Annotated in this window: 20 protein-coding genes; 4 read left to right on the top strand and 16 right to left on the bottom strand. The window is 69.2% G+C overall.

Annotated elements, in window-relative coordinates; translation table 11 throughout:
* Nucleotides 1–162: 162 nt before the first annotated feature.
* From HFL01S_RS07170 to gcl, 8 genes are all read right to left on the bottom strand, one after another.
* Complete coding sequence (locus HFL01S_RS07170; RefSeq protein ID WP_169802316.1) at nt 163–1,620, bottom strand: methyl-accepting chemotaxis protein; 1,458 nt, start codon at nt 1,618–1,620, stop codon at nt 163–165.
* Nucleotides 1,621–1,926: 306 nt separating this feature from the next.
* Nucleotides 1,927–2,307, bottom strand: coding sequence for a glyoxalase/bleomycin resistance/extradiol dioxygenase family protein (locus HFL01S_RS07165; protein WP_066256692.1), 381 nt, complete (start codon nt 2,305–2,307; stop codon nt 1,927–1,929).
* 10 nt (nt 2,308–2,317) lie between these two features.
* Nucleotides 2,318–3,475: an MFS transporter gene (locus HFL01S_RS07160; protein ID WP_066256689.1), complete on the bottom strand. Its 1,158-nt coding sequence runs from the start codon at nt 3,473–3,475 to the stop codon at nt 2,318–2,320.
* A 7-nt stretch (nt 3,476–3,482) separates the two neighbouring features.
* Entirely contained in the window at nt 3,483–4,259 is a 777-nt protein-coding gene (locus tag HFL01S_RS07155) for a DeoR/GlpR family DNA-binding transcription regulator (protein WP_066256687.1), read from the bottom strand.
* 59 nt (nt 4,260–4,318) lie between these two features.
* Entirely contained in the window at nt 4,319–5,638 is a 1,320-nt protein-coding gene (locus HFL01S_RS07150; protein WP_066256685.1) for a glycerate kinase type-2 family protein, read from the bottom strand.
* A gap of 23 nt (nt 5,639–5,661) precedes the next feature.
* Nucleotides 5,662–6,570 carry a 2-hydroxy-3-oxopropionate reductase gene (glxR, locus tag HFL01S_RS07145; protein ID WP_066256682.1) on the bottom strand — a complete coding sequence of 303 codons (909 nt, stop codon included), beginning with the start codon at nt 6,568–6,570 and terminating at the stop codon, nt 5,662–5,664.
* Nucleotides 6,571–6,596: 26 nt separating this feature from the next.
* Entirely contained in the window at nt 6,597–7,394 is a 798-nt protein-coding gene (hyi, locus tag HFL01S_RS07140) for a hydroxypyruvate isomerase (protein WP_066256679.1), read from the bottom strand.
* Nucleotides 7,395–7,417: 23 nt separating this feature from the next.
* Nucleotides 7,418–9,205 (bottom strand): glyoxylate carboligase, encoded by a 1,788-nt coding sequence (gcl, locus tag HFL01S_RS07135; RefSeq protein ID WP_066256677.1) that lies wholly within the window; start codon nt 9,203–9,205, stop codon nt 7,418–7,420.
* 123 nt (nt 9,206–9,328) lie between these two features.
* Here gcl and HFL01S_RS07130 point away from each other — a divergent pair, with 123 nt between their 5' ends.
* Genes HFL01S_RS07130 through HFL01S_RS07120 form a run of 3 tightly spaced genes read left to right on the top strand, consistent with a single transcriptional unit; the run spans nt 9,329 to nt 13,294 of the window.
* Entirely contained in the window at nt 9,329–10,234 is a 906-nt protein-coding gene (locus tag HFL01S_RS07130) for a LysR family transcriptional regulator (protein ID WP_066256674.1), read from the top strand.
* Between the two features lies 1 nt (nt 10,235).
* Nucleotides 10,236–11,690, top strand: coding sequence for an 8-oxoguanine deaminase (locus HFL01S_RS07125; protein WP_066256670.1), 1,455 nt, complete (start codon nt 10,236–10,238; stop codon nt 11,688–11,690).
* A gap of 23 nt (nt 11,691–11,713) precedes the next feature.
* A complete protein-coding gene (locus tag HFL01S_RS07120) occupies nt 11,714–13,294 on the top strand; it encodes an MFS transporter (RefSeq protein ID WP_066256667.1) in 1,581 nt (526 codons plus the stop codon).
* Between the two features lie 68 nt (nt 13,295–13,362).
* On the opposite strand, the gene HFL01S_RS07115 is transcribed toward HFL01S_RS07120, so the two are convergent.
* The 8 genes from HFL01S_RS07115 to HFL01S_RS07080 all read right to left on the bottom strand — a co-directional run bounded on the left by HFL01S_RS07115 (nt 13,363) and on the right by HFL01S_RS07080 (nt 22,790).
* Nucleotides 13,363–14,070, bottom strand: coding sequence for an alpha/beta hydrolase (locus HFL01S_RS07115; RefSeq protein WP_066256665.1), 708 nt, complete (start codon nt 14,068–14,070; stop codon nt 13,363–13,365).
* Nucleotides 14,071–14,164: 94 nt separating this feature from the next.
* Nucleotides 14,165–16,120, bottom strand: coding sequence for a methyl-accepting chemotaxis protein (locus HFL01S_RS07110; RefSeq protein ID WP_066256662.1), 1,956 nt, complete (start codon nt 16,118–16,120; stop codon nt 14,165–14,167).
* Nucleotides 16,121–16,226: 106 nt separating this feature from the next.
* Nucleotides 16,227–16,922, bottom strand: a complete 696-nt coding sequence (locus tag HFL01S_RS07105) for an alpha/beta hydrolase (protein WP_066256659.1) — start codon at nt 16,920–16,922, stop codon at nt 16,227–16,229.
* Nucleotides 16,923–16,951: 29 nt separating this feature from the next.
* Entirely contained in the window at nt 16,952–17,605 is a 654-nt protein-coding gene (locus HFL01S_RS07100; protein ID WP_066256656.1) for an HAD-IA family hydrolase, read from the bottom strand.
* Nucleotides 17,602–18,888 (bottom strand): Tm-1-like ATP-binding domain-containing protein, encoded by a 1,287-nt coding sequence (locus HFL01S_RS07095; RefSeq protein ID WP_066256653.1) that lies wholly within the window; start codon nt 18,886–18,888, stop codon nt 17,602–17,604. Before HFL01S_RS07095 ends, HFL01S_RS07100 begins: the two co-directional genes overlap by 4 nt.
* Nucleotides 18,885–20,249, bottom strand: a complete 1,365-nt coding sequence (locus HFL01S_RS07090; protein WP_066256651.1) for an aminotransferase class III-fold pyridoxal phosphate-dependent enzyme — start codon at nt 20,247–20,249, stop codon at nt 18,885–18,887. The genes HFL01S_RS07095 and HFL01S_RS07090 overlap by 4 nt, the downstream gene beginning before the upstream one ends.
* Before the next feature lie 16 nt (nt 20,250–20,265).
* Nucleotides 20,266–21,726: an NAD-dependent succinate-semialdehyde dehydrogenase gene (locus tag HFL01S_RS07085; RefSeq protein WP_066256648.1), complete on the bottom strand. Its 1,461-nt coding sequence runs from the start codon at nt 21,724–21,726 to the stop codon at nt 20,266–20,268.
* Between the two features lie 71 nt (nt 21,727–21,797).
* Complete coding sequence (locus tag HFL01S_RS07080) at nt 21,798–22,790, bottom strand: helix-turn-helix domain-containing protein (RefSeq protein WP_066256647.1); 993 nt, start codon at nt 22,788–22,790, stop codon at nt 21,798–21,800.
* A 159-nt stretch (nt 22,791–22,949) separates the two neighbouring features.
* On the opposite strand from HFL01S_RS07080, the gene HFL01S_RS07075 reads away from it, so the two are divergent.
* Nucleotides 22,950–24,470 (top strand): APC family permease, encoded by a 1,521-nt coding sequence (locus HFL01S_RS07075; RefSeq protein WP_066256646.1) that lies wholly within the window; start codon nt 22,950–22,952, stop codon nt 24,468–24,470.
* Nucleotides 24,471–24,479 lie beyond the last annotated feature (9 nt).

Here is a 24,479-nt window from a genome sequence, read left to right as displayed (position 1 = left end):
GTGTTGCCGGCCCGCGAGGGGCCGGCGCTGCGCCGGCGGGGTCGCCAGCGGCAGGGCGTAATTAGAAACGATTCGCCGACCAGGTTTGTAACCGGCCCCGCCGAGCCAAAACGGTCGGCCTGTGGATCAGCTGTCGGCTTCGGGCAGCACCGACAACACCGCTCAGATCCGGAAGGTCTTGACCACCTGGTCGAGATGGCGCGCCTGTTCCCTCATCGCCCCCGCCGCGGCCGCCGCCTGCTCGACCAACGCGGCGTTCTGTTGCGTGGACTGGTCGATTTCGGCCACGGACCGGCTGACTTCCGAAATGCCGTTGCGCTGTTCCTCGGCCGACCGGCTGATGTCTTCGATCAGGCCCGTGACCTTCTTCACGGAAGAGACCAGCTCGAACATGGTCTGCCCTGCTGCGTTCACCTGCTCTCCGCCCGCGCGCACCTTGTCGGAAGAGTCGGCAATCAGCTCCTTGATCTCCCTGGCCGCCGAAGCGGAGCGTTGGGCCAGGGTGCGGACCTCCGCCGCCACCACGGCAAAACCACGGCCCTGTTCGCCCGCACGCGCCGCTTCCACAGCGGCATTGAGCGCCAGGATGTTGGTCTGGAACGAGATGCTGTCGATCACGCCGGTGATTTCTCCAATGCGCCCGGACGACTGCTGGATCTGCGTCATGGTCTCCACCACGCGCCCCACCACCTCGCCGCCGCGGTGGGCGATTTCGCTGGCATCGGTCGCCAGCCTGGATGCCTCACGCGCGTTGTCGGCGGTGTGGCGCACGGCATCGGTGAGCTGCTCCATGGTTCCGGAGGTCTGCTGCAGATGGCTGGCCTGGCGCTCGGTGCGTTCTGAAAGGTCCTGGTTGCCTTGGGCGATTTCGCTGGATGCGCCCGTAATCTGGTCGCTGCCCTGGCGCACGTTGCGAACCACCGAGCCCAGTCCCTCCGCCATCGCGTCCATGGACTGCATCAGCACGCCGAACTCGTCGCCACCACGGTAGCGGGATCGCACCGTGAGGTCGCCCGCGGCGACCGCATGGGCCTGCTCGACAGACTCCCGCAGGCGCGCCTTGATGTGCTGCGCCAGACGCACCATGAGCACACCAGCCAGGACCACAAGAACCAGCACGACCACATTGCCTGTCCAGAAGAGCGTCTGCTCGCGGGCCTGCTGCTCACGAATGGAGGCATTCAGCCGTTTGGCCTGCAGCGCCGCGAACTCGTCGACGCTCTTGTGATAGGCCTCGACCTGGGGCATGAACTCCTGCTCGAAGGTCTTGAGTGCTGCGTCCGCATCGCCAGCTTCGCGGCTCTTGGCCATTTTTCCGAGCGCCGCCATGATCAGCGGTCCGGTCGCATCGATCTTGCCAACAACCTGAAGTTGTTCCGGCTCCGTGGCCCACTTCTTGATATCGGCCAGGTGCTTGTCGATGATCTCGATGCGGGGCCCGATCTCGGGACCGAACAAAGACGCCAGACCAGGGTCGGAACCCCGGTTGATCGCCACGATCCGTACGGTCGTTCCTGTGGCCACCAGCTGCCACTCGGAGACCTGCCGCATGCGGCTGTACTCCACATCGATCACCGAATCCAGGGTGCTCTGATGGCGCAGCTGCAAGCTGTAGCCCATGACAAGCAGTCCTGCGATCAAGAGGCCAGTCAGTGCAAAAACGGCGTACAGCCTGTTGATCACCGACCATTTCCGCGCAGTTTTCATTGGGGTCGTCTCCGGGACATCTGGGTTGTAGGCACACCCGTTCGCAGGGCGTCGGGTCTCTGTACATCGGCGCCTGGCACCCGCACTTGAGCGGATGCTGCGGATGCATTCTCAAAGGCCCACGGGTGGCGGTAAGCCTGAAACAGCACCGCGGACAACGCCCATTTGTCCGGAGGCAAGGTCCTGCCAGGGAGACCCTGTGCGTGCGGCGACGAGGGTTCAGGCCGTGACTTCGATCCGCGTGCCATCGGGCATGGCCAGCACCGCTTCATAGAAGCCGTCGCCCGTGGTGCGCGGCCCCGAGACGAGACAGCCGTCTTGGCGGCAGCGCGCCGCTAGGGCATCGACCGCCTCGGCGCTGCCCAGCGAAAGGGCCACGTGGTCCCAGCCCGGGCGCTCGGCGTCGGGGAAGGCCTCGATCCAGGGACCGGTCATCAGCTCGATCTGCACGCCGCCGGGCAGCGCAGCAAAGCGGGAGACAAAGCCGGGCCGGCGCTGGCTGCGGTAGGGCTCGCCGACGTTGGCGCCGAAATAGGTCTGCCAGAACGTGGCGGCGGCGTCGAGGTCGCGCGTCCAGAGGGCGATGTGGGCCAGTTTCATGGAGAGTCCTTCAGGCAGGGCGCGCCACCACGCGGTGGGCCAACAGGGGCAGCAGGGCGAGCAGGACCGCCAACAGGGCGAAGGCGATGGGCAGGCCCACCAGATGGGACACGAAGCCGATGGCGGCCGGGCCCAGCAGCACGCCGGCGTACCCGGTGGTCGAGATGGCCGCGATCGCCAGACCCGGCGCCATCACGGTCTGGTCCCCGGCGCGCCGGAATAGCACCGGCACCAGGTTGGAGGCGCCCAGCCCGATGCAGAAGAAGCCCGCCATCGCCAGCCCCGCCGACCCCGCCAGCAGCACCAGGACAAAGCCACCCACCGCCAGCAGACCGCCGGCCGTCAGCACCACCCGGTCGCCCAGGCGGGTGCACAGCGCGTCGCCGCCGAAGCGCCCCGCGGTCATGGCCACCGAAAACACCATGAAGCCCAGGCCCCCTTGCGCCGCGGCCAGCAGACCGCCTTCGGTCAGCAGCAGCGCGCTCCAGTCGAGCACCGCGCCTTCAACGAGAAAGCACACGCCCGCCAGCAGCGCCAGCAGCAGCACCGGTCCGCGCGGCCAGACCAGCGCCGGGGCTTCGGCGGCGGGCGTGGCGCGCAGCAGGCGCGGCGCCACCAGAGCCATCGCGGCCAGCATCAGCCCCGAGCCCAGCAGCGTGCCCGCCAGGGGCGACCAGCCCGCCGACAGCAGCGCGGTCATGAAGGCCGCGCCCAGCAGACCGCCCACGCTGAACAGCGCATGAAAGCCGGACATCAGCGGCCGGCCAGCGTCGCGCTCGACCGCCAGGGCGTGCACGTTCATCGCCACGTCCAGCGAGCCGAGCGCGGCGCCGAACAGCATCAGGGCCAGGCCGAGCGTCAGCGGCGCGTCCGCCAGCGCGAGCAGCGGCAGCAGCAGGGCCACGCCCAGACCGCCTGCGATCACCACCGGCCGGCTGCCATGGCGCGCACTGAACCAGCCGGCCCAGAGCATCGCCACCACCGAACCGATGCCCAGGCACAGCAGCAAGGCGCCCAGGACGCCATCGCCCACCCCCAGGCGCTGCTTGGCAAACGGCACCAGCGGCGCCCAGCAGGCCAGCCCGAAACCGGCGACGAGAAACGCCAGGCGCGTGGCCAGGCGGGTGGCGGGCCGATCGGCACGCTCCGTCAACACAGCGGTGGTCATGAATGCATCACTCCGGCCGGTCTGCCTTGAGCACCTGCGTGCCCTGCTTCGCCAGCGCCTTCAGGAAGGCGAAGTCGGCGTCGTGTTCGACCACGAGGTGGTCGATCTCGCGGGTGGGGGTGACGCGGTGCGGCAGCAGCAGGCCGAGCTTGTCGTTGGTGGCCATCGCCACGCAGCGCTGGCTGGCGACGCGCAGCGCGCGCTTGAAGGCGGCGTCGGCCGCATCCACCGTGCAGATGCCCGTGTCCACCAGCACGCCGCAGGTGCCCAGAAAGCAGCGCTGGATGTTCATCTGCCCCACTGCCAGCACGGCGGTGGCGTCGATGCAGCCACCCACCAACGGGTCCACCGCACCGCCGACCATGATCAGGTGCACGTCCTGCCGGCGCAGCAGCGCAGCGGCGATGTCCACCGAATTGGTGGCCACGGTGAGGGCGTATTCGGACGGCAGGCACTGCGCCAGCGCGAGGTTGGTGCTGCTGCTGTCCAGGAACAGGAACTCACCGGGTTCGATGATGGCCACCGCCGCCCGCGCCAGCGCGGCCTTGCGCTCGCGCCGCTCGTCCATGCGCACCGCCATCGGGGTGGCGCCGGGCAGCGGCGGCAGCGCGCCGCCATAGACGCGGCGGCACAGGCCCTCGCTGGCCAGCGCGCGCAGGTCGCGGCGGATCGCGTCTTCCGAGACCTGGAATTCGTCCGCCAGCGTGGCGGCCACCACAGACTGGCCCTGGGCCAGTCGCGCAGCAATCTGGTCGCGGCGCGCCAGGGGGATGTCCGTGTTCATGCACGCATCATATCGTGCACAAACAAGAATAACAACATGCACAAACGTGCATGCATGGACTACGGCCGGGTCACGAGCAGCGCGCGGAAGTCGTTGACGTTGGTGTGCGTGGGGCCGGTGACCACCAGATCGCCCAGGGGTTCGAAGAAACCAACCGCGTCGTTGCGCGCCAGGTGGTCGGCCAGCTTCAGGCCCTGCGCCGCCGCGCGCGCCAGCGTGTCGGGCGCAACCAGCGCGCCGGCGTTGTCCTCCACGCCGTCGATGCCGTCGGTGTCCGCCGCCAGCGCCCACACATCCGCCTGCCCGCCCAGCGCCTGCGCCAGGCCCATGCAGAACTCGCCGGCCCGGCCGCCCCGCCCTTTGGGCTGGCATTCGGCGCGCGGGCGCACCGTCACCGTGGTCTCGCCGCCGCTAAGGATCACGCAGGGTGCTTCGAAGCTGCTGCGGCCCAGCGCGGTGGAGCGCGCCAGCGCCCCGTGCACCTTGCCGACCTCGCGCGACTCACCCTCAATCTCGTCGCTCAGCACATAAGCGCGCAGGCCCAGCGCGCGGGCGGCTTCGGCCGCGGCGTCCAGGCTCTGCTGCGGCGTGGCGATGAGGTGGGTCTCGCTACGCGCCAGCCGCGGGTCGCCGGGCTTGGGGGTTTCAAGCGCGCCGTTTTCCAGCTGTGCTTGCACCGCGGGCGGCACGTCGATGCCGTAGCGGCGCAGGATGTCCAGCGCCTCGGCGCAGGTCGTCGCGTCGGCCACGGTCGGCCCGCTGGCGATCACGCTCACGTCGTCGCCGGGCACATCGCTGATGGTCAGCGTAACGACCCGCGCCGGTGCGCAGGCCGCGGCCAGGCGCCCGCCCTTGATGCGCGAGAGGTGCTTGCGCACAGCATTCATTTCGCCGATGTGGGCGCCGCTCTCCAGCAGCTGCCGGTTGATGCGCTGCTTGTCTTGCAGCGTCAGGCCTTCGCAGGGCAGGGTCAGCAGCGACGAGCCGCCGCCGGAGATCAGGCACAGCACCAAGTCGTCTGCGGTCAGGCCCTGGGTGAGGGCCAGGATGCGCTGCGCGGCCTCAAGACCCGCCGCATCCGGCACCGGGTGCGCCGCCTCCACCACCTCGATGCGCTGCGCCAGACCCGCAGGACGCGGCGGCGTGTGGCCGTAGCGCGTGACCACCAGGCCCGACAGCGGCGCGCCGGCTGGCCACAGGGCCTCGACCGCCTGCGCCATCGCCCCACCCGCCTTGCCAGCCCCCAGCACAAGCGTGCGGCCCTTGGGCAGCGCCGGCAGGTGCGCGGCCGTGTTGTGCAAGGGCAGCGCGCGCTGCACCGCCACGTCGTACAGGTGGCGCAGCAGGGCGCGGGGATCGTTCACGTTGGGCTTGGTCATCGTCGCCGCAGTCTAGCGGTGCATCAGGCGGTCGGCGCTGGGGCGATCTCGTGGTTTGCCATGAGTTCGAGCGAACGGCACAAAGCGGAGTGGTCGAGACCAGCGAGGCCATGCGCCGCACAGCTCTGCATCAGCTGCGCCGCGCTGGCGGTGTTCGGCAGGCTCACGCCCAGCTCCTTCGCGCCCTGCAGCGCGAGGTTGAGGTCCTTCTGGTGCAGCTCGATGCGAAAGCCCGGGTTGAAGGTGCGCTTGACCATGCGCTCGCCGTGCACCTCCAGGATGCGGCTGGCCGCGAAGCCGCCCATCAGCGCCTGGCGCACCTTGGCAGGGTCGGCGCCGGCCTTGCTGGCGAACAGCAGGGCCTCGGCCACGGCTTCGATGTTCAGCGCCACGATGATCTGGTTGGCCACCTTGGTGGTCTGCCCGTCGCCGTTGCCTCCGACCAGGGTGATGTTTTTGCCCATGGCCTCGAACAGCGGCTTGACGCGCTCGAAGGCCGCTTCAGGGCCGCCGACCATGATGGTCAGGCTGCCCGCTTTGGCACCCACCTCGCCACCGCTGACCGGCGCATCGAGGTAGTCGCAGCCCAGCGCGTTGATCTGCTGCGCGAACTGCTTGGTCGCCATCGGGCTGATGGAGCTCATGTCCACCACCACCTTGCCGGCCGACAGTCCTTTGGCCACGCCGGTTTCGCCGAACAGCACGTCCTGCACATGCGGCGTGTCCGGCACCATGGTGATGACCACGTCGGCGCGCTTGGCCACCTCGGTGGCGTTGGTGCAGACCGTGGCGCCCGCCTCGGCCAGCTCGGCCGGGATCTTGCTGCGGCTGGACACGAACAGCATGTGCCCCGCCTTGATCAGGTTCAGCGCCATGGGCGTGCCCATGATGCCCAGGCCGATGAAGCCGACTTTGGTTCCGCTCTTGGTCATGTGTCTTGTCTCCTTGAAGGCTCAGTTCAGAGCGTCTGCTGGTGGGCCGCGATCCAGCCCAGGCCGCGGTCCGTGCCGCCCGGCGTGCCGTCTTTCGGCTTGTACTCACAGCCGATCCAGCCGCTGTAGCCCAGCGCGTCGATGTGGTCGAAGACGTTGCGGTGGTGGATCTCACCGGTCCCAGGCTCGTGGCGACCGGGCGTGTCGGCCAGCTGCATGTGGGCGATGCGCGGCAGCAGGTCTTTGATGGTGTTGCTCAGCTCACCTTCCATGCGCTGCGCGTGGTAGATGTCGTACTGCAGGAAGACGTTGTCCGCACCGACCTCGTCCATCAGCGCGATGGCCTGGCGCGGGCGGTTGACGAAGTAACCCGGCATGTCGAAGCTGTTGATGGGTTCGACCAGCAGCGGCAGCCCCAGCTTCTTCGCTTCGGCAGCCGCGTAGCGCACGTTGCCCACCCAGGTGGCGCGCGCCTGCGCCTCGCTCACGCCCGCGGGCATCAGGCCGGCCATGCAGTGCCAGCGCTGCACACCGATCACCGGCGCGTAGGCGGCGGCCTTGGCCACGCCGGCGCGGAACTCGTCTTCGCGGCCGGGAATGCAGGCCATGCCGCGTTCGCCCGCGGCCCAGTCGCCCGGCGGCAGGTTGTGCAACACCAGTTGCAGCCGGTTGCGCTGCAGGCGCTCGGCGATGTCCTCGGCCTGGAAGTCGTAGGGAAACAGGAACTCCACGGCCCTGAAACCGGCCTTCGCCGCGGCGTCGAATCGGTCGAGGAAGGGCAGCTCGTTCCAGAGCATGGAGAGGTTGGCAGCAAATTGCGGCATGTGGTGTTCCTTTGTTGTTGTGCTCAATCAAGAAGACCCGCGGTTTCGAGACCCTGCGCTGCGCGGCAGTCGATGTCTTCGAACTCCACGACCTTGTCGATCTCGGTGCCCATGGCGATGTTGGTGACCCGCTCCAGTATGCATTCCACAACGACCGGCACGCGGTGCTCGGCGGCCATCTGTTGCGCCTGCCGCAGGGCGCCCTGCAGTTGCTCGGGGTCGGTCACGCGCAGGGCCTTGCAGCCCAGGCCTTCGACCACGGCCACGTGGTCCACGCCGTAGCCGCGCAGCTCGCCGGCGTCCTCGGGCACGTTCTGGTTCTCGAAGGCCAGCTGCACGCAGTAGTCCATGTCGAAACCGCGCTGGCTCTGGCGGATCAGGCCCAGGTAGCTGTTGTTGACCAGCACATGAACATAGGGCAGGCGGAACTGCGCGCCCACGGCCAGCTCCTCGATCAGGAACTGGAAGTCGTAGTCGCCCGAGAGCGCCACCACCTGCTTCGTGGGGTCCGACGCCACCACGCCCAGCGCGGCCGGCAGCGTCCAGCCCAGCGGGCCGGCCTGGCCGCAGTTGATCCACTGGCGCGGGCCGTAGACGTGCAGGAACTGCGCCGCCGCGATCTGCGAGAGGCCGATGGTGCTGACGTACACCGTGTCGCGGCCGAAGACCTGGTTCATCTCTTCGTACACGCGGTGCGGCTTCATGGGGATCTGCTCGAAGTGCGTCTTGCGCAGCATCACGCGCTTGCGTTCGGCACAGCGTTCGGCCCAGTCGGTATAGCTGGGCCAGGCCTTGGCCGTCACGCGCTCGCGCGCCACCTGCACGAACAGTTCCAGTGCGGCCTTCGCATTGCTCACGATGCCGAAGTCGGGCTCGAACACGCGCCCGATCTGCGTCGGCTCGATGTCCACGTGCACGAACTTGCGGCCCCGGGTGTAGGTCTCGACGCTGCCGGTGTGGCGGTTGGCCCAGCGGTTGCCGATGCCCAGTACGAAGTCGCTCGCCAGCATGGTGGCGTTGCCGTAGCGGTGGCTGGTCTGCAGGCCTACCATGCCGGCCATCAGTGGGTGGTCGTCGGGGATGCTTCCCCAGCACATGAGCGTGGGAATCACCGGCACGCCGGTGAGTTCGGCGAACTGGACCAGCAGGTCGGCCGCGTCGGCGTTGAGGATGCCGCCGCCGGCCACGATCAGCGGCTTGCTCGAAGCGGCGAGCATGTCCAGCGCCTTCTCGATCTGTTTGCGCGTGGCCGTAGGCTTGTAGACCGGCAGCGGTTCGTAGGTCTCGATGTCGAATTCGATCTCGGCCATCTGCACGTCGAAGGGCAGGTCGATCAGCACCGGTCCGGGTCGGCCCGAGCGCATGAGGTGGAAGGCCTGCTGGAACACGCGCGGCACCAGGGCCGGCTCGCGCACCGTCACGGCCCACTTCGTCACCGGCTTGGCGATGCTCTCGATGTCCACCGCCTGGAAGTCTTCCTTGTACAGGCGGGCGCGCGGCGCCTGGCCGGTGATGCAGAGAATCGGTATCGAATCGGCGCTGGCGGAGTACAGGCCTGTGATCATGTCGGTGCCGGCCGGGCCACTGGTACCAATGCAGATACCGATATTGCCGGCCCGGGCGCGGGTATAGCCCTCGGCCATGTGCGAGGCGGCCTCCACGTGGCGGGCCAGCACGTGGGCGATGCTGCCGCGCTCGCGCAGCGCCGCGTACAGCGGGTTGATGGCCGCGCCTGGCACGCCGAAGGCCTGCGCAATGCCTTCCTTCTCCATCACCAGCACCGCCGCCATCGCGGCTTTCATCTTGGCCATGCCTGTCTCCAGTGGGTTGTGAACTGGGTTCGATGCTATGGAGGTCATACGCTCTTGTGAATGCCACCGCCGGTCAGGTGATTCGATACTTGCGGTATGCAATCGCGCCGCTAACATGAGCCCATGGACCGCTACAAGGAAATCGAAGCCTTCGTGCAGGTGATGGAGCACGGCAGCCTTGCCTCGGCCGCGCTGCACGCCGGCATCACCCCGGTGATGATGGGCCGGCGCATCGATGCGCTGGAGAGGCGCCTGGGCACGCAGCTGATGCACCGTTCCACCCGGCGACTGGTGCTGACCGACGCGGGCGCGCGCTTCCTGGACGAATGCCGCCCGCTGCTGGCGCAGTGGGCCCAGGCCGAGGCCAGCGTGGCGGCGCAGAAGCACCAGGCCAGCGGCCACCTCATCGTGTCCGCGCCCGCGGCCTTCGGGCGGCTGCACGTGGCGCCGCACGCCAGCGCTTTCCTCAAGGCCCACCCTGCGGTCAAGCTCTCGTTCAATCTGACCGACCGCGTGGTGGACCTGGTGCGCGAGGGCTACGACATGGGCATCCGCATCGGCGGCGCCATCGACCCGAACTTCGTCGCGATCAAGCTGGCCACCAACCAGCGCGTGGTGTGTGGCACGCCGGCCTACTTCCGCAAACACGGCAAGCCGCAAACGCTGGACGACCTGGCGCAGCACAACTGCCTGGCCTTCAACCTGCAGGGCGGCCAGCAGCGCGGCTGGTACTTCCAGCAGGACGGCAAGACCGTGACAGTGCGTGCCGAGGGGAACCTGGACTGCAACGACGGCGAGCTGCTGCACCGCTGGGTCAGCGAGGGCCTGGGCCTGGGCTGGCGCAGCACCTGGGAGATCCAGGCCCAGCTGCAGCGCGGCGAGCTGGTGACCGTGCTCGACGAGTTCGCCCTGCCCGCCTACGACATCCTGGCCGTGTACCCGCAGCAGCGCCACCTGCCGGCCAAGGTGCGCTTTTTCATTGAGCACCTGAAGAAGACTTTCTCCAAACCGAACTACTGGTTGAAGTGACATGAACTCCCTGCTGATCCACAACGCCGCCTGCATCGCCACCTTCGACCATGCCGCCCCTTCGAAAGGGCGTGAGCTGAAGGACGCTTCGCTGTTTGTGCGCGACAACGTCATCGAGTGGATCGGCCCCACGGCCGAACTGCCGCGCGCGCTGCGCGAATCGGCTGGCGAGACCATCGACGCGTGCGGTCACCTGGTCACGCCCGGCCTGGTGAACACCCACCACCACATGTACCAGTCGCTCACGCGCGCCATCCCCGGCGTGCAGGACGCCGAGCTGTTTTCGTGGCTGCGCGGGCTCTACCCAATCTGGGCCGGGCTCACGCCCGAGATGGTGCAGGTCTCGACCCAGGTGGCCATGGCCGAGCTGCTGATGAGCGGCTGCACCACCAGCAGCGACCACCTCTACATCTATCCCAATGGGGTGCGGCTGGAAGACAGCATCGAAGCGGCGCAGCAGATCGGCATGCGCTTCGTCGCCAGCCGCGGCAGCATGAGCGTGGGCCAGTCGCAAGGTGGCCTGCCGCCCGACCGCGTGGTGGAAAAAGAGGACGCCATCCTGAAAGACAGCCAGCGCCTGATCGAGACCTGGCACAGCGCCGATCACGGCGCGATGGTGCAGGTGGCGCTGGCGCCGTGTTCGCCGTTCTCCGTCAGCCCCGCGCTGATGACACAGAGCGCCGCGCTCGCGCGCAGCTTCAAGCGCCTGGGGGTGCGCCTGCACACCCACCTGGCCGAGAACGACCACGACATCGCCTACAGCCGCGAGAAGTTCAACAAGACCCCGGCGCAGTACGCGCAGGAGCTGGGCTGGCTGGGCGACGACGTCTGGCACGCGCACTGCGTCAAGCTCGACGACGAGGGCATCTCGCTGTTCGCGGCCACACGCACCGGCGTGGCGCACTGCCCCTGCAGCAACATGCGCCTGGCCAGCGGCATCGCCCCCATCCGCCGCATACTCAACGCGGGCGTGCCGGTGGGTCTGGGCGTGGACGGCAGCGCTAGCAACGACGGCGCGCACATGGTGAACGAGGCGCGGCAGGCGCTGCTGCTGGCGCGGGTGGGCCGCGCGCTCTCAGCCCCCGAGAGCCGCGACGGCAAGACCTTCTTCGGCTGCGACCTGGGCCCGGCCGAGATGACCGCACGCGACGCGCTGCACCTTGCCACCCGCGGCGGCGCGCAGGTGCTGGGCCGCAAAGACATCGGCCACCTGGCGCCGGGCATGTGCGCCGACCTGGCGCTGTTCGACCTGCGCACCCTGGGCTTTGCCGGCGGCGCCGTGCACGACCCGGTGGCCAGCCTGCTGCTCTGCGCCAGCCCGCAGGCGGCGTACACGGTGGTCAACGGCAATGTGGTGGTGCGGGAAGGCCGGCTGGCGACCGTCGACCTGGGGCCTCTGGTGGAGCGGCACAACCGCCTGGCCAGGGTCTTGGCCGAGGCCGCTCGACGGACCTGAGCCCCTGCGGGGACAATGGCCCGATGACCCCCTCCCACTCCATCTGGAGCCCCCTGCGACAACCCGCTTTTCGCGGGCTCTGGCTGTGTGGCGCAGTCTTCTTCATCGGCAGCGGCATGCAGACCATGGCAGCGGCCTGGCTCATGGTCGAGCTGACCGGCTCGTCCTTCCTGGCGGCACTGGTGCAGACCGCCGTCTTCCTGCCCATGTTCCTGCTGGCGCTGCCAGCCGGGGTACTGGCCGACACCACCGACCGCCGCCGCCTGATCTCGGGCGCGCTGATCGCGCAGGTGGTGGCCTGCGTGCTGCTGGCCCTGCTGGTGCTTGGCGGCTGGGGCGGGCCGGCTTCGGTGCTGTTCCTGGTGTTCGTGTGCGGCTGCTGCACGGCCGTGCTGACCCCGGCCTGGAACTCGTCGGTGATCGACCCGGTGCCGCGCGACGAATGGCCGCAGGCGATCACGGCCATCGGTATCGCCTACAACGCGGCGCGCGCCATCGGTCCCACGCTGGCCGGCCTGCTGTTTGCGATGCTCGGTGCCGGCTGGGTGTTCGTGGTGACGGTGTTCACCACAGGGGTGATGTGGGAATCGATCCGCCGCTGGCCGCCCAAGGCCCACCCACCCTCGCGCCTGCCGGCCGAGCGCCTGTGGGGCGGCACGCTGAGCGGTCTGCGTTTCGCCTGGCACTCGCGACTCATCCTGGCGCAACTGGTGCGCGTGATGGCCTACAGCGCCGCCGGCTCGGCCCTGTGGGCACTGCTGCCGGTGATCGCGCAGCGCCAGCTCGGCACAGGCGCGCAGGGTTTCGGCCTGCTGATGGGCTGCATGGGCACCGGCGCGGTGGCCTCGGGCCTGGTGATCGGTCGCCTGCGCAACCGCTTCGGGCTCGAAGCCATCATCGCCGTGGCCTGCGTGGCGTTCGCCACCGTCATGCTGCTGGCCGCCTGGGTGCGGGTACCGCTGCTGGTGTACGCCGCCATGGCCGTGGGCGGTGCGGCCTGGATGGCGGCCATGTCCACTTTCAACACCGCCACGCAAGCCAGTGCACCGGCCTGGGTTCGTTCACGCGCCGTGGCGCTGCACATCGTGGCCTCGCTCGGTGCGTTCGCCATCGGCTCGGCGTTCTGGGGTGCGCTGTCCGACATCACCGGCCTCACGACCGCCCTGGTGGCCGCAGGGGGCCTGATGGCCGCGGGCCTGCTGCTGGCGCGCCCGTTCCCGCTGCGCGTGGGCGAAGCGCACGAAGTGACACAGGGCACCCCTTGGGACGAGCTGTTTGTCGAGGCCGAACCCAACCCGGAGGCCGGCCCGGTGGCCGTGGAAGTGGGCTACCGCATCCGGGCCGGCGAGGACAAGGCCTTCCTGGACACCATCAGCCGCATGAAGGCGCCGCGCCGCCGCGACGGTGCCACCTTCTGGCGCGTCTACAAGGACCTGGGCGAACCCTCGCGCTATGTGGAGCGTTTCATCGTCGCCTCGTGGGCCGACTACCTGCACCAGCGCGCCCGCGCCACCGTGGCCGACCACACGCTCGAAGCGGAAGTGCGGGGGTTTCTGGCACCCGGGGAGAGTGCGCACATGTCGCACTACGTCGCAGAGCGGTGACACCTGAAGAACCTGGATCGGTACAGCCGCCTGACCATCAACCTGGCGAACGCGGCGCGCCGCTGCGCTCACTGCCAGGGTGCGAGCAGCACCGACAGCCAGCCGTTGAGGTCGCGCATCTCCTGCGGGCAGACCTCGTGGCCCATCGGGTAGTCGTGCCAGGCGATGTCGTAGCCCATGCGCAGCAGCTTGTCGCGCGAAGACTCGGCGCGCTGGGGCAGCACCACAGGGTCCTGCCGGCCGTGGGCCATGAAGATCGGCACGTCGCGGTTGGCGGGGCTGGCCTCGGCCTCGGTCGCAATCGACAGCGGCAGGTAGCCGGAGAGCACCACCAGACCGGCCAGCCGCTGGGGGGCCCGCAGGCCCGCCATCAGCGTCATCACCGCACCCTGCGAGAAGCCCAGCAGCACCACGTGGCCGGGTGGCACGCCGCGCGCCGCCTCGCGGTCGATCAGCGCCTGCACGATCTCGCAGGACGCGCGCAGCCCCTCTTCGTCCTGCGTCGACACGGCACCGGTCTCGGCGGCCACCGGGCGCGGGTCGTACCAGGCGCGCATGGGTTCACCGTCGCCGATGCTCACGGGGCGCAGAGGGGCGTTGGGGAACACGAAGCGCACCGGCCCGGCGGACGACAGGTCCAGCTCGGTCACCAGCGGCGCAAAGTCTTGCCCGTCGGCCCCCAGACCGTGCAGGACGATCAGAGTGGCGGACGGCACCGCCGACGGGTCGTCGCCGGTCACGGTTTCGCGCAGCTGGATCTTCCGTCGGGTGCTCATGACATCAGCATAGCGCCAGCCATGGCCTTGTTACAGGTCGCTGGCGCGCTGGCGCCGGTTGGTTGCAGTTGAATTGATCAGTAACAAATAGCCATCACGATTGCCCCACGAACTGCTGCACGGTCTGCACCAGCCGTGCCGACTGCTGCTGCAGGGAATCGGCTGCAGCCGCCGCCTGCTCCACGATGGCGGCGTTCTGCTGGGTGTTCTGGTCGATCTCGCCGATGGCGTCGGTCACCGACCGGATGCGGCCCGATTGCTCCCGGGTCACCTGGCTGACCTCGGACAGCAGCTGGTCGACCTGCTGCACGGCGTCACCCAGGTGGTTCAGCGAGGCCTCGGCCTGGCGGATCAGCGCCGCGCCGGAAGCCACGCGGTCCACCGAATCGACGGTGAGCTGGCGGATGTCCTTGGCCGCGGTGGCGCTGCGCTGTGCCAGCGTGCGCACCTCACCCGCCACCACGGCAAAACCGCGCCCCTGGTCGCCCGCCCGTGCCGCCTCGACGGCGGCGTTCAGGGCCAGAATGTTGGTCTGGAACGCGATCGAGTCGATCAGGCCGGTGATGTCGGCGATGCGGCGGCTGGACTCGTTGATCTTGTCCATGGCGTCGCGGGTCTCGCGCATCACGTTCTGGCCGTTGTGCGCCTGGGTCACCGCCTCGCGTGCCAGCTGGGCCGCGTGGTCGGACGACTCCGCGCTGTGGGCCACGGCGTCGGTGAGTTCGCGCATGGCGCTGGCGCTCTGCTGCAGGTGTGAAGCCTGCTGTTCGGTGCGAACCGAGAGGTCGGCGTTGCCGGTGGCGATTTCCCTGGAAGCGTTGGCCACGCCACCCGAGACGTCGCCGACTTCGCTGAAGGCGTTGCGCAGCTTGCGCGCAAATCCGTTGAAGCCCTGGGCAATCACCGACAGCTCGTCGGTCCCCCGCACCGGCAGCTCGACGCGCAGGTCGGTGCTGCCCGAGGCCAGCCCGTCCATGGTGCGCCCGAGTTCGCGCAGCGGCTTCATCAGCGAGCGCACCAGCAGCGTCATGAGCACCGCGGCCAGCACGCAGGCCACGGCCGCGGCGGCCACGGCGCCATAGAGCTGCTGCTGGGCGGCAGCAGCGGCCACGGCCAGCGGGTAGGAGACCACCACGCTCCAGGGCGCCGTGCCCTGCTGCACGGTGACGGGGGCGTACAGGTGCATCCAGCCCTGGCCGTCGTCCCACACATGGGACTCGCCCTTGGCGATGCGCGCCAGCGCCTCGGGCGGCAGGTCGTCGGCCCGCTTACCCAGGCGTGCCTTGTCGTGCACGGCCACGTACAGCCCCCCGTTGGAGATCAGTGACACCCGCCCACCGGGCACAGGTTCCAGCGCGCTCAACCGCGCGGACAGATCCGACAGCGGCACGTCGGAACCGACCGCAGCGACAAACTGGCCCCCCACCAGCACCGGGGTGACCATGGTGGTCATGAGCACGTCCTTGCCGGCGACCGGGTAGACGTAGGGCTCGATCAGGGCGGGCTTGCGCGTCTTGCGAGGAATCGCGTACCAGTCGTTGGACCCTTCCTTCTCGTAGTCCAGCAGCGGCTCGACGGCGATCTGCCCGCTGCCGCGGTTCCAGTAGGCGATGTAGCGCCCTGTCTCGTCGTAGCCCGGGCCCTTCTTCACGAAATCCGAGTCCCGGCCGTCCAGCGCATTCGGCTCCCAGATCGAGTAGGTGCCAATGAACTCGCTGCGCTGGGTCAGCACCTGGCGGGCCATGTCATCGAGCTGCTCGCGGCTGGGCGGGTGACCCTCGGCCTTCATGCCTTCGATGCTGGCCGCCATGCCGAGCACGGCGGAAAAGCTGCGACCGAGTTCGCCGCCGATCTGGGCCGCCACCTGGTCGGCCACCACACGGGCCTGGTCGCTGGCCGCCTGGCGGGCCCTGTCGCTGGCCTGCAAACCCACGACGGCGCTGGTGGTTCCAACGCAAAGCACACACAACAGCACAGCGGACAGGCTCAGCTTGGCGGTCAGGGACCAGCCGCCTGGCCGAAACACGGAAGACAGGGCAACAGAGGTCATGGCGGTTTTTCCGAAAGGTGACAAACGGGCTATCGCCACTATCGGACAGACCGGCGAATACTGAAGCGCCGATCAGCGGCGCCAAAAACACGCTGTTTGAGCCAGATCAGACCGCCAGCAGTTGCACCAGCCAGGCGTTGAGGTCGGCGATCTCTTCCATGCAGACCTCGTGCCCCATGGAATAGGACCGCCAGTCCACCGGGTAGCCCAGGGCCGCCAGCGCGTCGCGCGCCGCCTCGCCGCGCGCCGGCACTACGATGTCGTCGGCATCGCCATGCGCCATGAACACCGGCACGCCCCGGTTCGCGTCGCTGGCCTGCGCGGCCGTGGTCGCCGCCAGCGGCAGGTAGCCCGACAGCGCCACCAGGCCCGCCAGCCGCTGCGGTGCGCGCAGGCCGGCCAGCAGGGTCATGGCGCAGCCCTGCGAGAAGCCCATCAGCACCACGCGGTGCGCTGGCACACCGCGCTGCACCTCCCGCTCAACCAGCTGCTGCACGATGGCCTGGCTCTCGCGCAGGCCCACCTCGTCCTCCTGGCGCGACGCGGCCGGGTCTGTGCCGAAGGAAAAGATGTCGTACCAGGCGCGCATCTCGTAGCCGCCGTTGATCGTCACCGGCCGCACCGGCGCGCTGGGGAACACGAAACGCACCGGGCCGATGGCCGAAAGGTCCATGGCTTGGGCCACGGGCACGAAGTCGCGGCCGTCGGCCCCGAGGCCGTGCAGCACCACGATGCTGGCCACCGGCTGGGCGGCCGGGTCGCCGCCGGTGGTGAATTCGATGAGTTCGATGGAAGAGGTCATCCGGTCAGCATAGCGCCGGCCGGTGGCGTTCAGCCGGCCAGCCCCAGCAGCGACCGGGCTTTCGCAAACGACGCTCCGGGCTGCAGCACGTCGAAGTGCACCACCTGCATCCCCGCCTTCACGCCGCCGTCGGCGTTGCGCTTCTGGTCGTCCACGAACACGCACTCGTGCGCCGGCAGGCCCAGCGCCTCGGTCACCGCCGCGTAGGCGCGCGGATCGGGTTTTAGGATGCCGGTGTAGGTGGCGTCCACGGTCACGTCGAACAGCTGCAGCAGCGGCAGGCGGCTGCGGAAGTCGGCGCCGTAGAACAGGTCCAGCTCGTTGGAGAGGATGGCCAGCTTTTTCCCGGCCGCTTTGGCTGCAGCGATGATCGACACCGCCTCGGGCCGGATCACCGCCGCCACGTCGGCCCCCCGCGCGCGCTGCACGAAGGTTTCCATCCTGTCCCAGTCTTCACCGAGCAGGCGGCCGACCTCGCGGGTGCGGGTCATCCAGTAGTCGCGCTCGCTGAGCTGGTCCGCCTGCATGGCCTGCCAGAGCGGGTCGGTGGCCGGGTCGAACGGACCTTTCCAGGTCAGGGTGCCAGGCGGCAGGCCCAAGGCCTGTTCGGAAAGCTCATGCGTCTCGAACAGCATGCGGCTGATGACGCCGCCGAAGTCCAGGACCAGTGCCTGCGCGCTCATGCCGCCTTCCTCTCATCTGACACCTCGACCACGCCCGGCGGCACCAGCCCGGCGGCCACCCAGCCGTCGAACACGCGCAGCGCGGCCTGTACAAAGGCTTCGTCGTTGATGTGCGCGTCCACCGGCTGGAACACGGTCTGCGGCGAGACCACGTGGACCATCTCGTCTGTGAAGGCCTTCAGCCCCTCGGGGTCGTGCAGCGGCTCGCCGGGCCGGTCCCACTGCTCGACACCGCCCATGGGCAGCAGCAGGCAGGTCGGGCCGGTGGCCTGATCCAGCCGGTCGGCGATGGCGCGCGCCACGTGGCGGCGCATCTCGGGGTCGATGCAGACCGAGGCGATCAGGCGGTTGTGCTCGTGCACCGAGCGGCCGATGAAGGGCTCGGGGCAGCGCGTCCAGGCGGCGAAGTCGACCATGTCGGTCGCGCCCGGCGCCACGATCTGCGGCACGCCCGCCCGCCCCGCGCCCAGCAGGCGTTCGCTGCCGGCGCTCACGCAGCTGCCGGCCAGGTCGTTGACCAGTTCCTGCAAGCTGAAGTCCATCACCGCGGCGAAGTAGCCGCGCCGCGCCAGGTCTTCGAAGGCGCGCCCGCCCATGCCGGTGGTGTGGAACACGGCGAGTTCGTAGCCGCGCGCTTCCAGCGCCGGCTTGAGCTTCTTCATGTACGAGAGCGCGCTGCTGCCCAGCGAGGTCATGCCGATCACCGGGCGCGGATCGGCCTCGGCCGCGCGCGCCTGGCAGGCGCCGACCACCGCGCCCGCGGCCTGCCCCAGCGCCGCCTTGCACAGGCGGTTCAGCCCATACAGGCCGCCGGCCCACAGCCGCATGATCAGGTCCGGCGGGATGCGGTCGGGCGGTATCAGCGGCGAGTAGGCGATGGTGGACAGCACCACCTTCGGGCAGCCCAGCGGCAGCGCGTTGGCCACGTCCAGCGCCAGGTCGGTGCCCATGGTGCCGCCCAGGGCCAGCAGGCCGTCGAAACGGCCTTCGACGTACCACTGGGTCGCGATCAGCGAAGCGCCAGTGGCCATGAGCTTCATCGAGGTGTTCTCGTCGCCGGTGTCCATCACCTGCTGCAGCGTCACGCCGGCCGCAGCCGCCACCTCGGTGTTCAGAATGTCGGGTGTGAAGCCGCCCTTGCCCAGCACGCCCACGTCCATCACCAAAGCGGTGCCACCAAGGTGCTCGACCGACTGGCGCAGGTAGGCCATTTCGTCGCTTTTGGTGTCGACGGTGCCGATCAGCAGGATGACCGGCGCTCGGCCCGCCTGGGTCGGGCTCACAGCGTTGCCTCCACGGCGGCGAAGGACGCTTCGAGCACGTCGCACAGGTGGTTCACCTCGTCGAGCGAGATCACCAGCGGCGGCGAGAGGATCAGGTTGGGGCCGGAGATGCGCACCATCAGGCCGCGCAGGTAGGCCTCCTTGGCGACGCGGGCCGGGATGTCGCTGCTGCGCGGCATGGGCGTGCGCGTGGCCTTGTCGTCCACCATCTCGATGCCCAGCATCAGGCCGACGCCGCGCACGTTGCCGACGAAGCTGCAGGTCTTCTCCAGCTGGCGCAGGCGCTCCTGCATCACCGCGCCGACGCGGCCGGCGTTGCCCGGCACGTCCAGCGCCTGGATCTGCGCCAGCGTGGCCAGCGCGGCGGCAGCGGCCACCGGGTGGGCGCTGTAGGTGTAGCCGTGGCCCACGGCGGCCTGGCCGCTCTTGTCGTCGTTGAACACCTGTGCGACCTTGCTGGAAATCGCCGTCGCGCCCAGCGGCACATAGCCCGAGCTGATGCCCTTGGCCAGGCACCACAGGTCGGCGTTCACGCCCCACAGGCGGGTGCCGAACAGGTGGCCGGTGCGGCCGAAGCCGGTCACCACCTCGTCGGCGATCAGCAGCACGCCGTATTTGTCGCAGATCTTGCGCACCAGCGGCCAGTAGTTGGCCGGCGGCACGATCACGCCGCCCGCGCCCTGCACCGGCTCTGCGATGAAGGCGGCCACCGTGTCCGGCCCCTGGAACACGATCTCGCGCTCCAGCAGCTCGGCGCAGATCTCGCCCAGCTCCAGCGGGTCGCTGGTGTAGGGGTTGCGGTAGAGCCAGGGCGTGTCGATGTGGAAGCACCCGGGCAGCAACGGCTCGTAGGCGCGGCGGAAGTTGGTGTTGCCGTTGACGCTCATGCCGCCGAAGTGCACGCCGTGGTAGCCCTGGCGCAGGCTGATGAACTTGAAGCGGTCCTTTTCGCCGCGCAGCTTGTGGTACTGGCGCGCCAGCTTGAGCGCGGTCTCGACCGCGTCCGAGCCGCCGCTGGAGAACATCACGCTGGCCACGCCGTCGGGCTCCATCATCCTCACCAGCTGGGCCGAGAGTTCGATGGCGCGCGGGTGCGAAGTGCCGCGGAAGATGTTGTAGAAGGGCAGCTCGTCGAGCTGGGCCACGATGGCGTCGCGCACCGCCGTGGCGCTGTGGCCCAGGTTGCTGGCCCAGAGGCCGCCCACGCCGTCGAGCATCTTGTGGCCGTCGACGTCCCAGATCCAGCAGCCTTCGCCGCGCGCGACGATGTCGGGCTTACTCTTCTTCATGGCCGCCGGGTGGGCCATCGGGTGCCACTGGAATTCGGCGTTGTCCTGCTTGAGTTGTTCGATCGTGCTCATGTGCTTGCTCCCGGGTTCAGAACGGTTGGCCGATGGTCACGGTCTTGACCTCGGTGTAATGGGTGATGCCCTCGGCGCCCTGCTCCTGGCCGAGGCCGCTTTCCTTGTGGCCGCCAAACGGCAGCTCGGGCTGCGAGACGCCGAAGTGGTTGATGCCGACCATGCCGGCGGCGATGCCTTCGCCGAGGCGGTGGGCGGAGTGCAGGTCGCGCGTGAAGGCGTAGGCGCCGAGCGCATAGGGCAGCGCGTTGGCCTGTTCGATGGCGGCGTCCAGCGTGTCGTAGGGCTGGATCACCGCGATGGGGCCGAAGGGCTCCTGCTGCATCACGCGGCTGCTCAGCGGCGCCTCGGCGAACACGGTGGGTTCAAAGAAGAAGCCGGGCCGCGCCACGCGGTGGCCGCCGGTGAGCAGGCGCGCGCCCTGGCCCACAGCGTCGTCGACGAAACGCTCCATGTCCTCGATGCGGCGCGCATGTGCCAGCGGCCCCATCTGCGTGGCGGCGTCCAGGCCGGCGCCAAGCTGCAGCTTCTGCGCGGCGGCGGCGAAGCGTTCGCTGAACGTCGCCAGCTGCGCGCGCGGCACGTAGAAGCGGATCGGCGAGGCGCAGACCTGGCCGGCGTTGCGGTACTTGGCGGTGACCGACTGCTTGAGCACGAAGTCCAGACCTGCGCCGTCGGCCATGTCCTCGGCCACGATGACCGGCGCGTGGCCGCCCAGCTCGCCGGTGAAGCGCTTGACGTGGCGCGCGGCATGCTCGCCCAGCAGCTTGCCCACGGCGACCGAACCGGTGACCGAGACCTTGGCGATCTCGGTCCGCTCGATCAGGAAGGACGAGACCTGCGCCGGGTCGCCGCAGACCAGCTGGATTGCCTCGGCCGGCACGCCGGCGTCCAGGAAGCAGCGCACCAGCAGCATGGCGCTGCCCGGCGTTTCTTCGGCCGGCTTGAGCACCACGCTGCAGCCCGCCGCTAGCGCGCTGCCGAGCTTGCGGCTGGGCAGGTTGACCGGGAAGTTCCAGGGCGTGAACGCGGCCACCGGGCCGACCGGCACACGCTGCACGGTGTGCGAGAGGATGCCGTCGACGCGCGGCGCCACGGTGCGGCCGTACAGGCGTTTGCCCTCCTCGGCCTGGAAATCGATGATGTCGGCCGACAGCGTGACCTCGCGCTTGGCCTCGGCCAGCGGCTTGCCCTGTTCGAGCGTGAGCACGGTGGCGATCTCGCCGGCGCGCTCGCGCAGCAGCTCGGCCGCGCGGCGCAGAACCACGTAGCGGTCGTGCGGGCGCACTCGGCGCCATTGTTCGAAGCCGCGCTGGGCCGATTCGGCGGCGGCGGCCAGCTCGGCCGGGCCGGCCAGGGGCAGCGTGGCGAGCACACTTTCATCGGCGGGATTGACGACGGGGCGTTCACCGCCCGAGGCCGCTGACAACCACTGGCCGGCCACGTACAAAGAGAGGGTGGGATAGCAAGAACTCATGCCGAGCACTGTGCCGGCCGCCCCTCTTCATGCGTGATCGGAAATGCGCAAAACCGCCTTGCGGGTTTACCCTAGCGCCCCTTCCGAGCCCGAGCCAATGTCTCCGAAGGCAGCTCGAAAAAGTGCTTCTTGTAGTCCAGCGAAAACTGCCCCAGGTGCCAGAAGCCCCAGCGCGCCGCCACGTCCTGCACCGTCGCGCCCGCCCCTGCCTCGCGCAGCCCGCGCCGCACCCCGTTGAGCCGCAGCGCCCGCAGGTACTGCGTCGGTGAGGTGCCCAGCACGTCCTGGAAACAGTAGTTCAGCTTGCGCCGGCTCGCCCCCACCCGGCTGCACACGTCCAGGATCGACGGTGGCTCGTCCGGGTTGGCCATCATCAGCTCGCAGGCCTTGTCCACCATGCGCTTGCGCCGCGCCAGCGAATCCAGGTCCGAGGTGTCCACGCTCGGCGGCAGCGCCTCGATCCACTCGATCAGGATGTCGTCGCGCAGCTGGTTCAGCGCCGACGGCTCGGTGAAATGCTGCGCCAGGGCCAGCGCCTCCTTCAGCGCCTGCTGGTGCTTGCTGCGCAGCGCGGCGGCGCTCTCGGGCGTGGGCAGCAGCTCCATCTGCCGCTCCAGCCAGCTGGCCAGCGGCTTCTGGTACATGTGTTCCCACAGCGGGTTGAGCAGGCTGCGCTCCACGGTCAGCGCGACCAGGTGGTGCTGCGCCGGCGTGACGAAATCGATCTCGCGCCCGCTGCCACAGAGGATGGCGTCGGGGTGGACCTTGCGGCCGTCGAAGTACACATCCCCGGTCGGTGCCACCGACATCGCGAACCCATAGACCTGCTCGCCCAGCCGCCCGCGCTGGCGCAGCGCCAGGCTGGTTTTCTCTTCGGTGAGGCGCACGCCGACCAGCTCCACCAGAGACAGCTCGCCGCGAAAACGACCGCTGGAGAGCTGCTCGTAATGCAGCGACCAGTCGCCCTGCGCCGCGGCATGGGCGTCCATGTCGAAGGTCAGCAGGGACTGGGCCCAGCCGGGCGCTTCCGCGTCTTCGGGGGGCTCGTCGGTGGGGTCGCTCATGGCGCGCAGCGTAGCAGCCGCGGGACCGATTGGGAGAAACCCGGACCACATCGTGCGCAGTTTTGATAACCCGTTCGGCGGCCCGTCCCTAGCATCCCGTCCACCCTGGCACCCAAGGCCGGCGGCACGGATACACCGACACAACGACGAGGAACAGCCATGAACACCGCTTCCACTTCACTCTCATCGTCCGGGCCCGCCCCGGGCGCCGACCAGTCCCTGCGATCCGGCCGCCTGGGCGTGATCGGCATCGTCTTCTTCGTGGTCGCCGCCGCCTCGCCGCTGGTGGGCATGACCGGCGCGCTGCCCGCCGCCATCCTGCTGGGCAACGGCGCCGCCGCGCCCGGCGCCTACCTGCTGGCCGGCCTGACCCTGCTCCTGTTCAGCGTGGGCTACGCCGCCATGAGCCACCAGGTGACCAACTCCGGAGCGTTCTTCGCCTACATCGGTCGCGGCATGGGCCTGCACCTGGGCGTGGGTTCGGCCTTCGTTTCCCTGCTGGCATACCTGGCCATCCACCTGTCGATATTCGGCTTCTTCGGCGGGCTGATGGCCGAGCAGGTCGGCGCCCTGCCCTGGTGGGGGTGGTCGCTGCTGGCGTGGGCCGCCGTGACCTGGCTGTCGCTGCGCAGCGTCGACGTGGGCGCACACGTGCTGGGCCTGCTGCTGGGGCTGGAACTGCTGGTGCTGGTGATCACCACGGTGGCCATCCTCGTCCAGGGCGGCCCCGAAGGCTGGAACTTCGCGGCGTCCTTCAGCCCCTCGAGCATCCTGGCCGGCGGGCTGGCCGGGTCGGCGGGCATCGCACTGGCGTTCGCGTTCGCGTCCTTCGTCGGCTTCGAGGCCACCGCCATCTACGGCGAGGAGTCGATCAACCCCAAGCGCACGGTGCCACTGGCCACCTACGTGGCCGTGCTCTTCATCACCGTGCTGTTCGCCAGCACCACCTTCGCGGTCGTGACCGGCCTGGGTTCGGGCAAGGTGATGGACCGGGTGGTCGAGCTGTCGTCGGTGGACGGCGCGCCCCTGGTCAACCCCGCCAACGTGCTGTTCACACTGGCGAGCCAGTACGTGGGCGACTGGCTGTCGGCCATGATGAAGAGCCTGGTGCTCTCCAGCCTGTTCGCCGCCATGCTGGCATTCCAGAACTCCGCCGCCCGCTACCTGTTCGCCCTGGGCCGCGGCGGCACGCTGCCGGCCGCGCTGGCCAACGTGAACAGCCGCGGCGCGCCGTCGGCCGGTTCGGTCACCGTGTCGGTGATCACGCTGGCCGTGATCGCCCTCTTCGCCCTGGCCCATCTGGACCCCATCCTCAACATGTTCTTCTGGTTCTCCGGCCTGGCGGTGGTCTCCATCCTGCTGATCGAGATCCTGGTCTGCCTGGCGGTCATCGCCTGGTTCCGCCGGGTGCCGGGCGACGCGAACCTCTTCCAGTCGCTGATCGCGCCGGTGCTGGCCACCGTCGGGCTGTCGGTCGGGCTCTACCTGCTGCTGGCGCGCTTCGGCCTGCTGACCGGTGCCGTGGCCGAAGGCCTGGACCCGACCACGACCTCCTGGGCCATGAACGGCCTGGGCTGGTTCATGGCACTGCTGCCCTTTGGCGTGCTGGTGGTGGGCTACTTCTTCGCCATGGCCCGCCACAAGGAGAACAAGGAACTGATCCAGGACGTGATCTCCTGACAGGCCCGG

The sequence above is a fragment of the Hydrogenophaga flava NBRC 102514 genome (assembly GCF_001571145.1).
Classification (GTDB): domain Bacteria; phylum Pseudomonadota; class Gammaproteobacteria; order Burkholderiales; family Burkholderiaceae_C; genus Hydrogenophaga; species Hydrogenophaga flava.
This window is presented reverse-complemented; position numbering and strand designations above follow the sequence as displayed.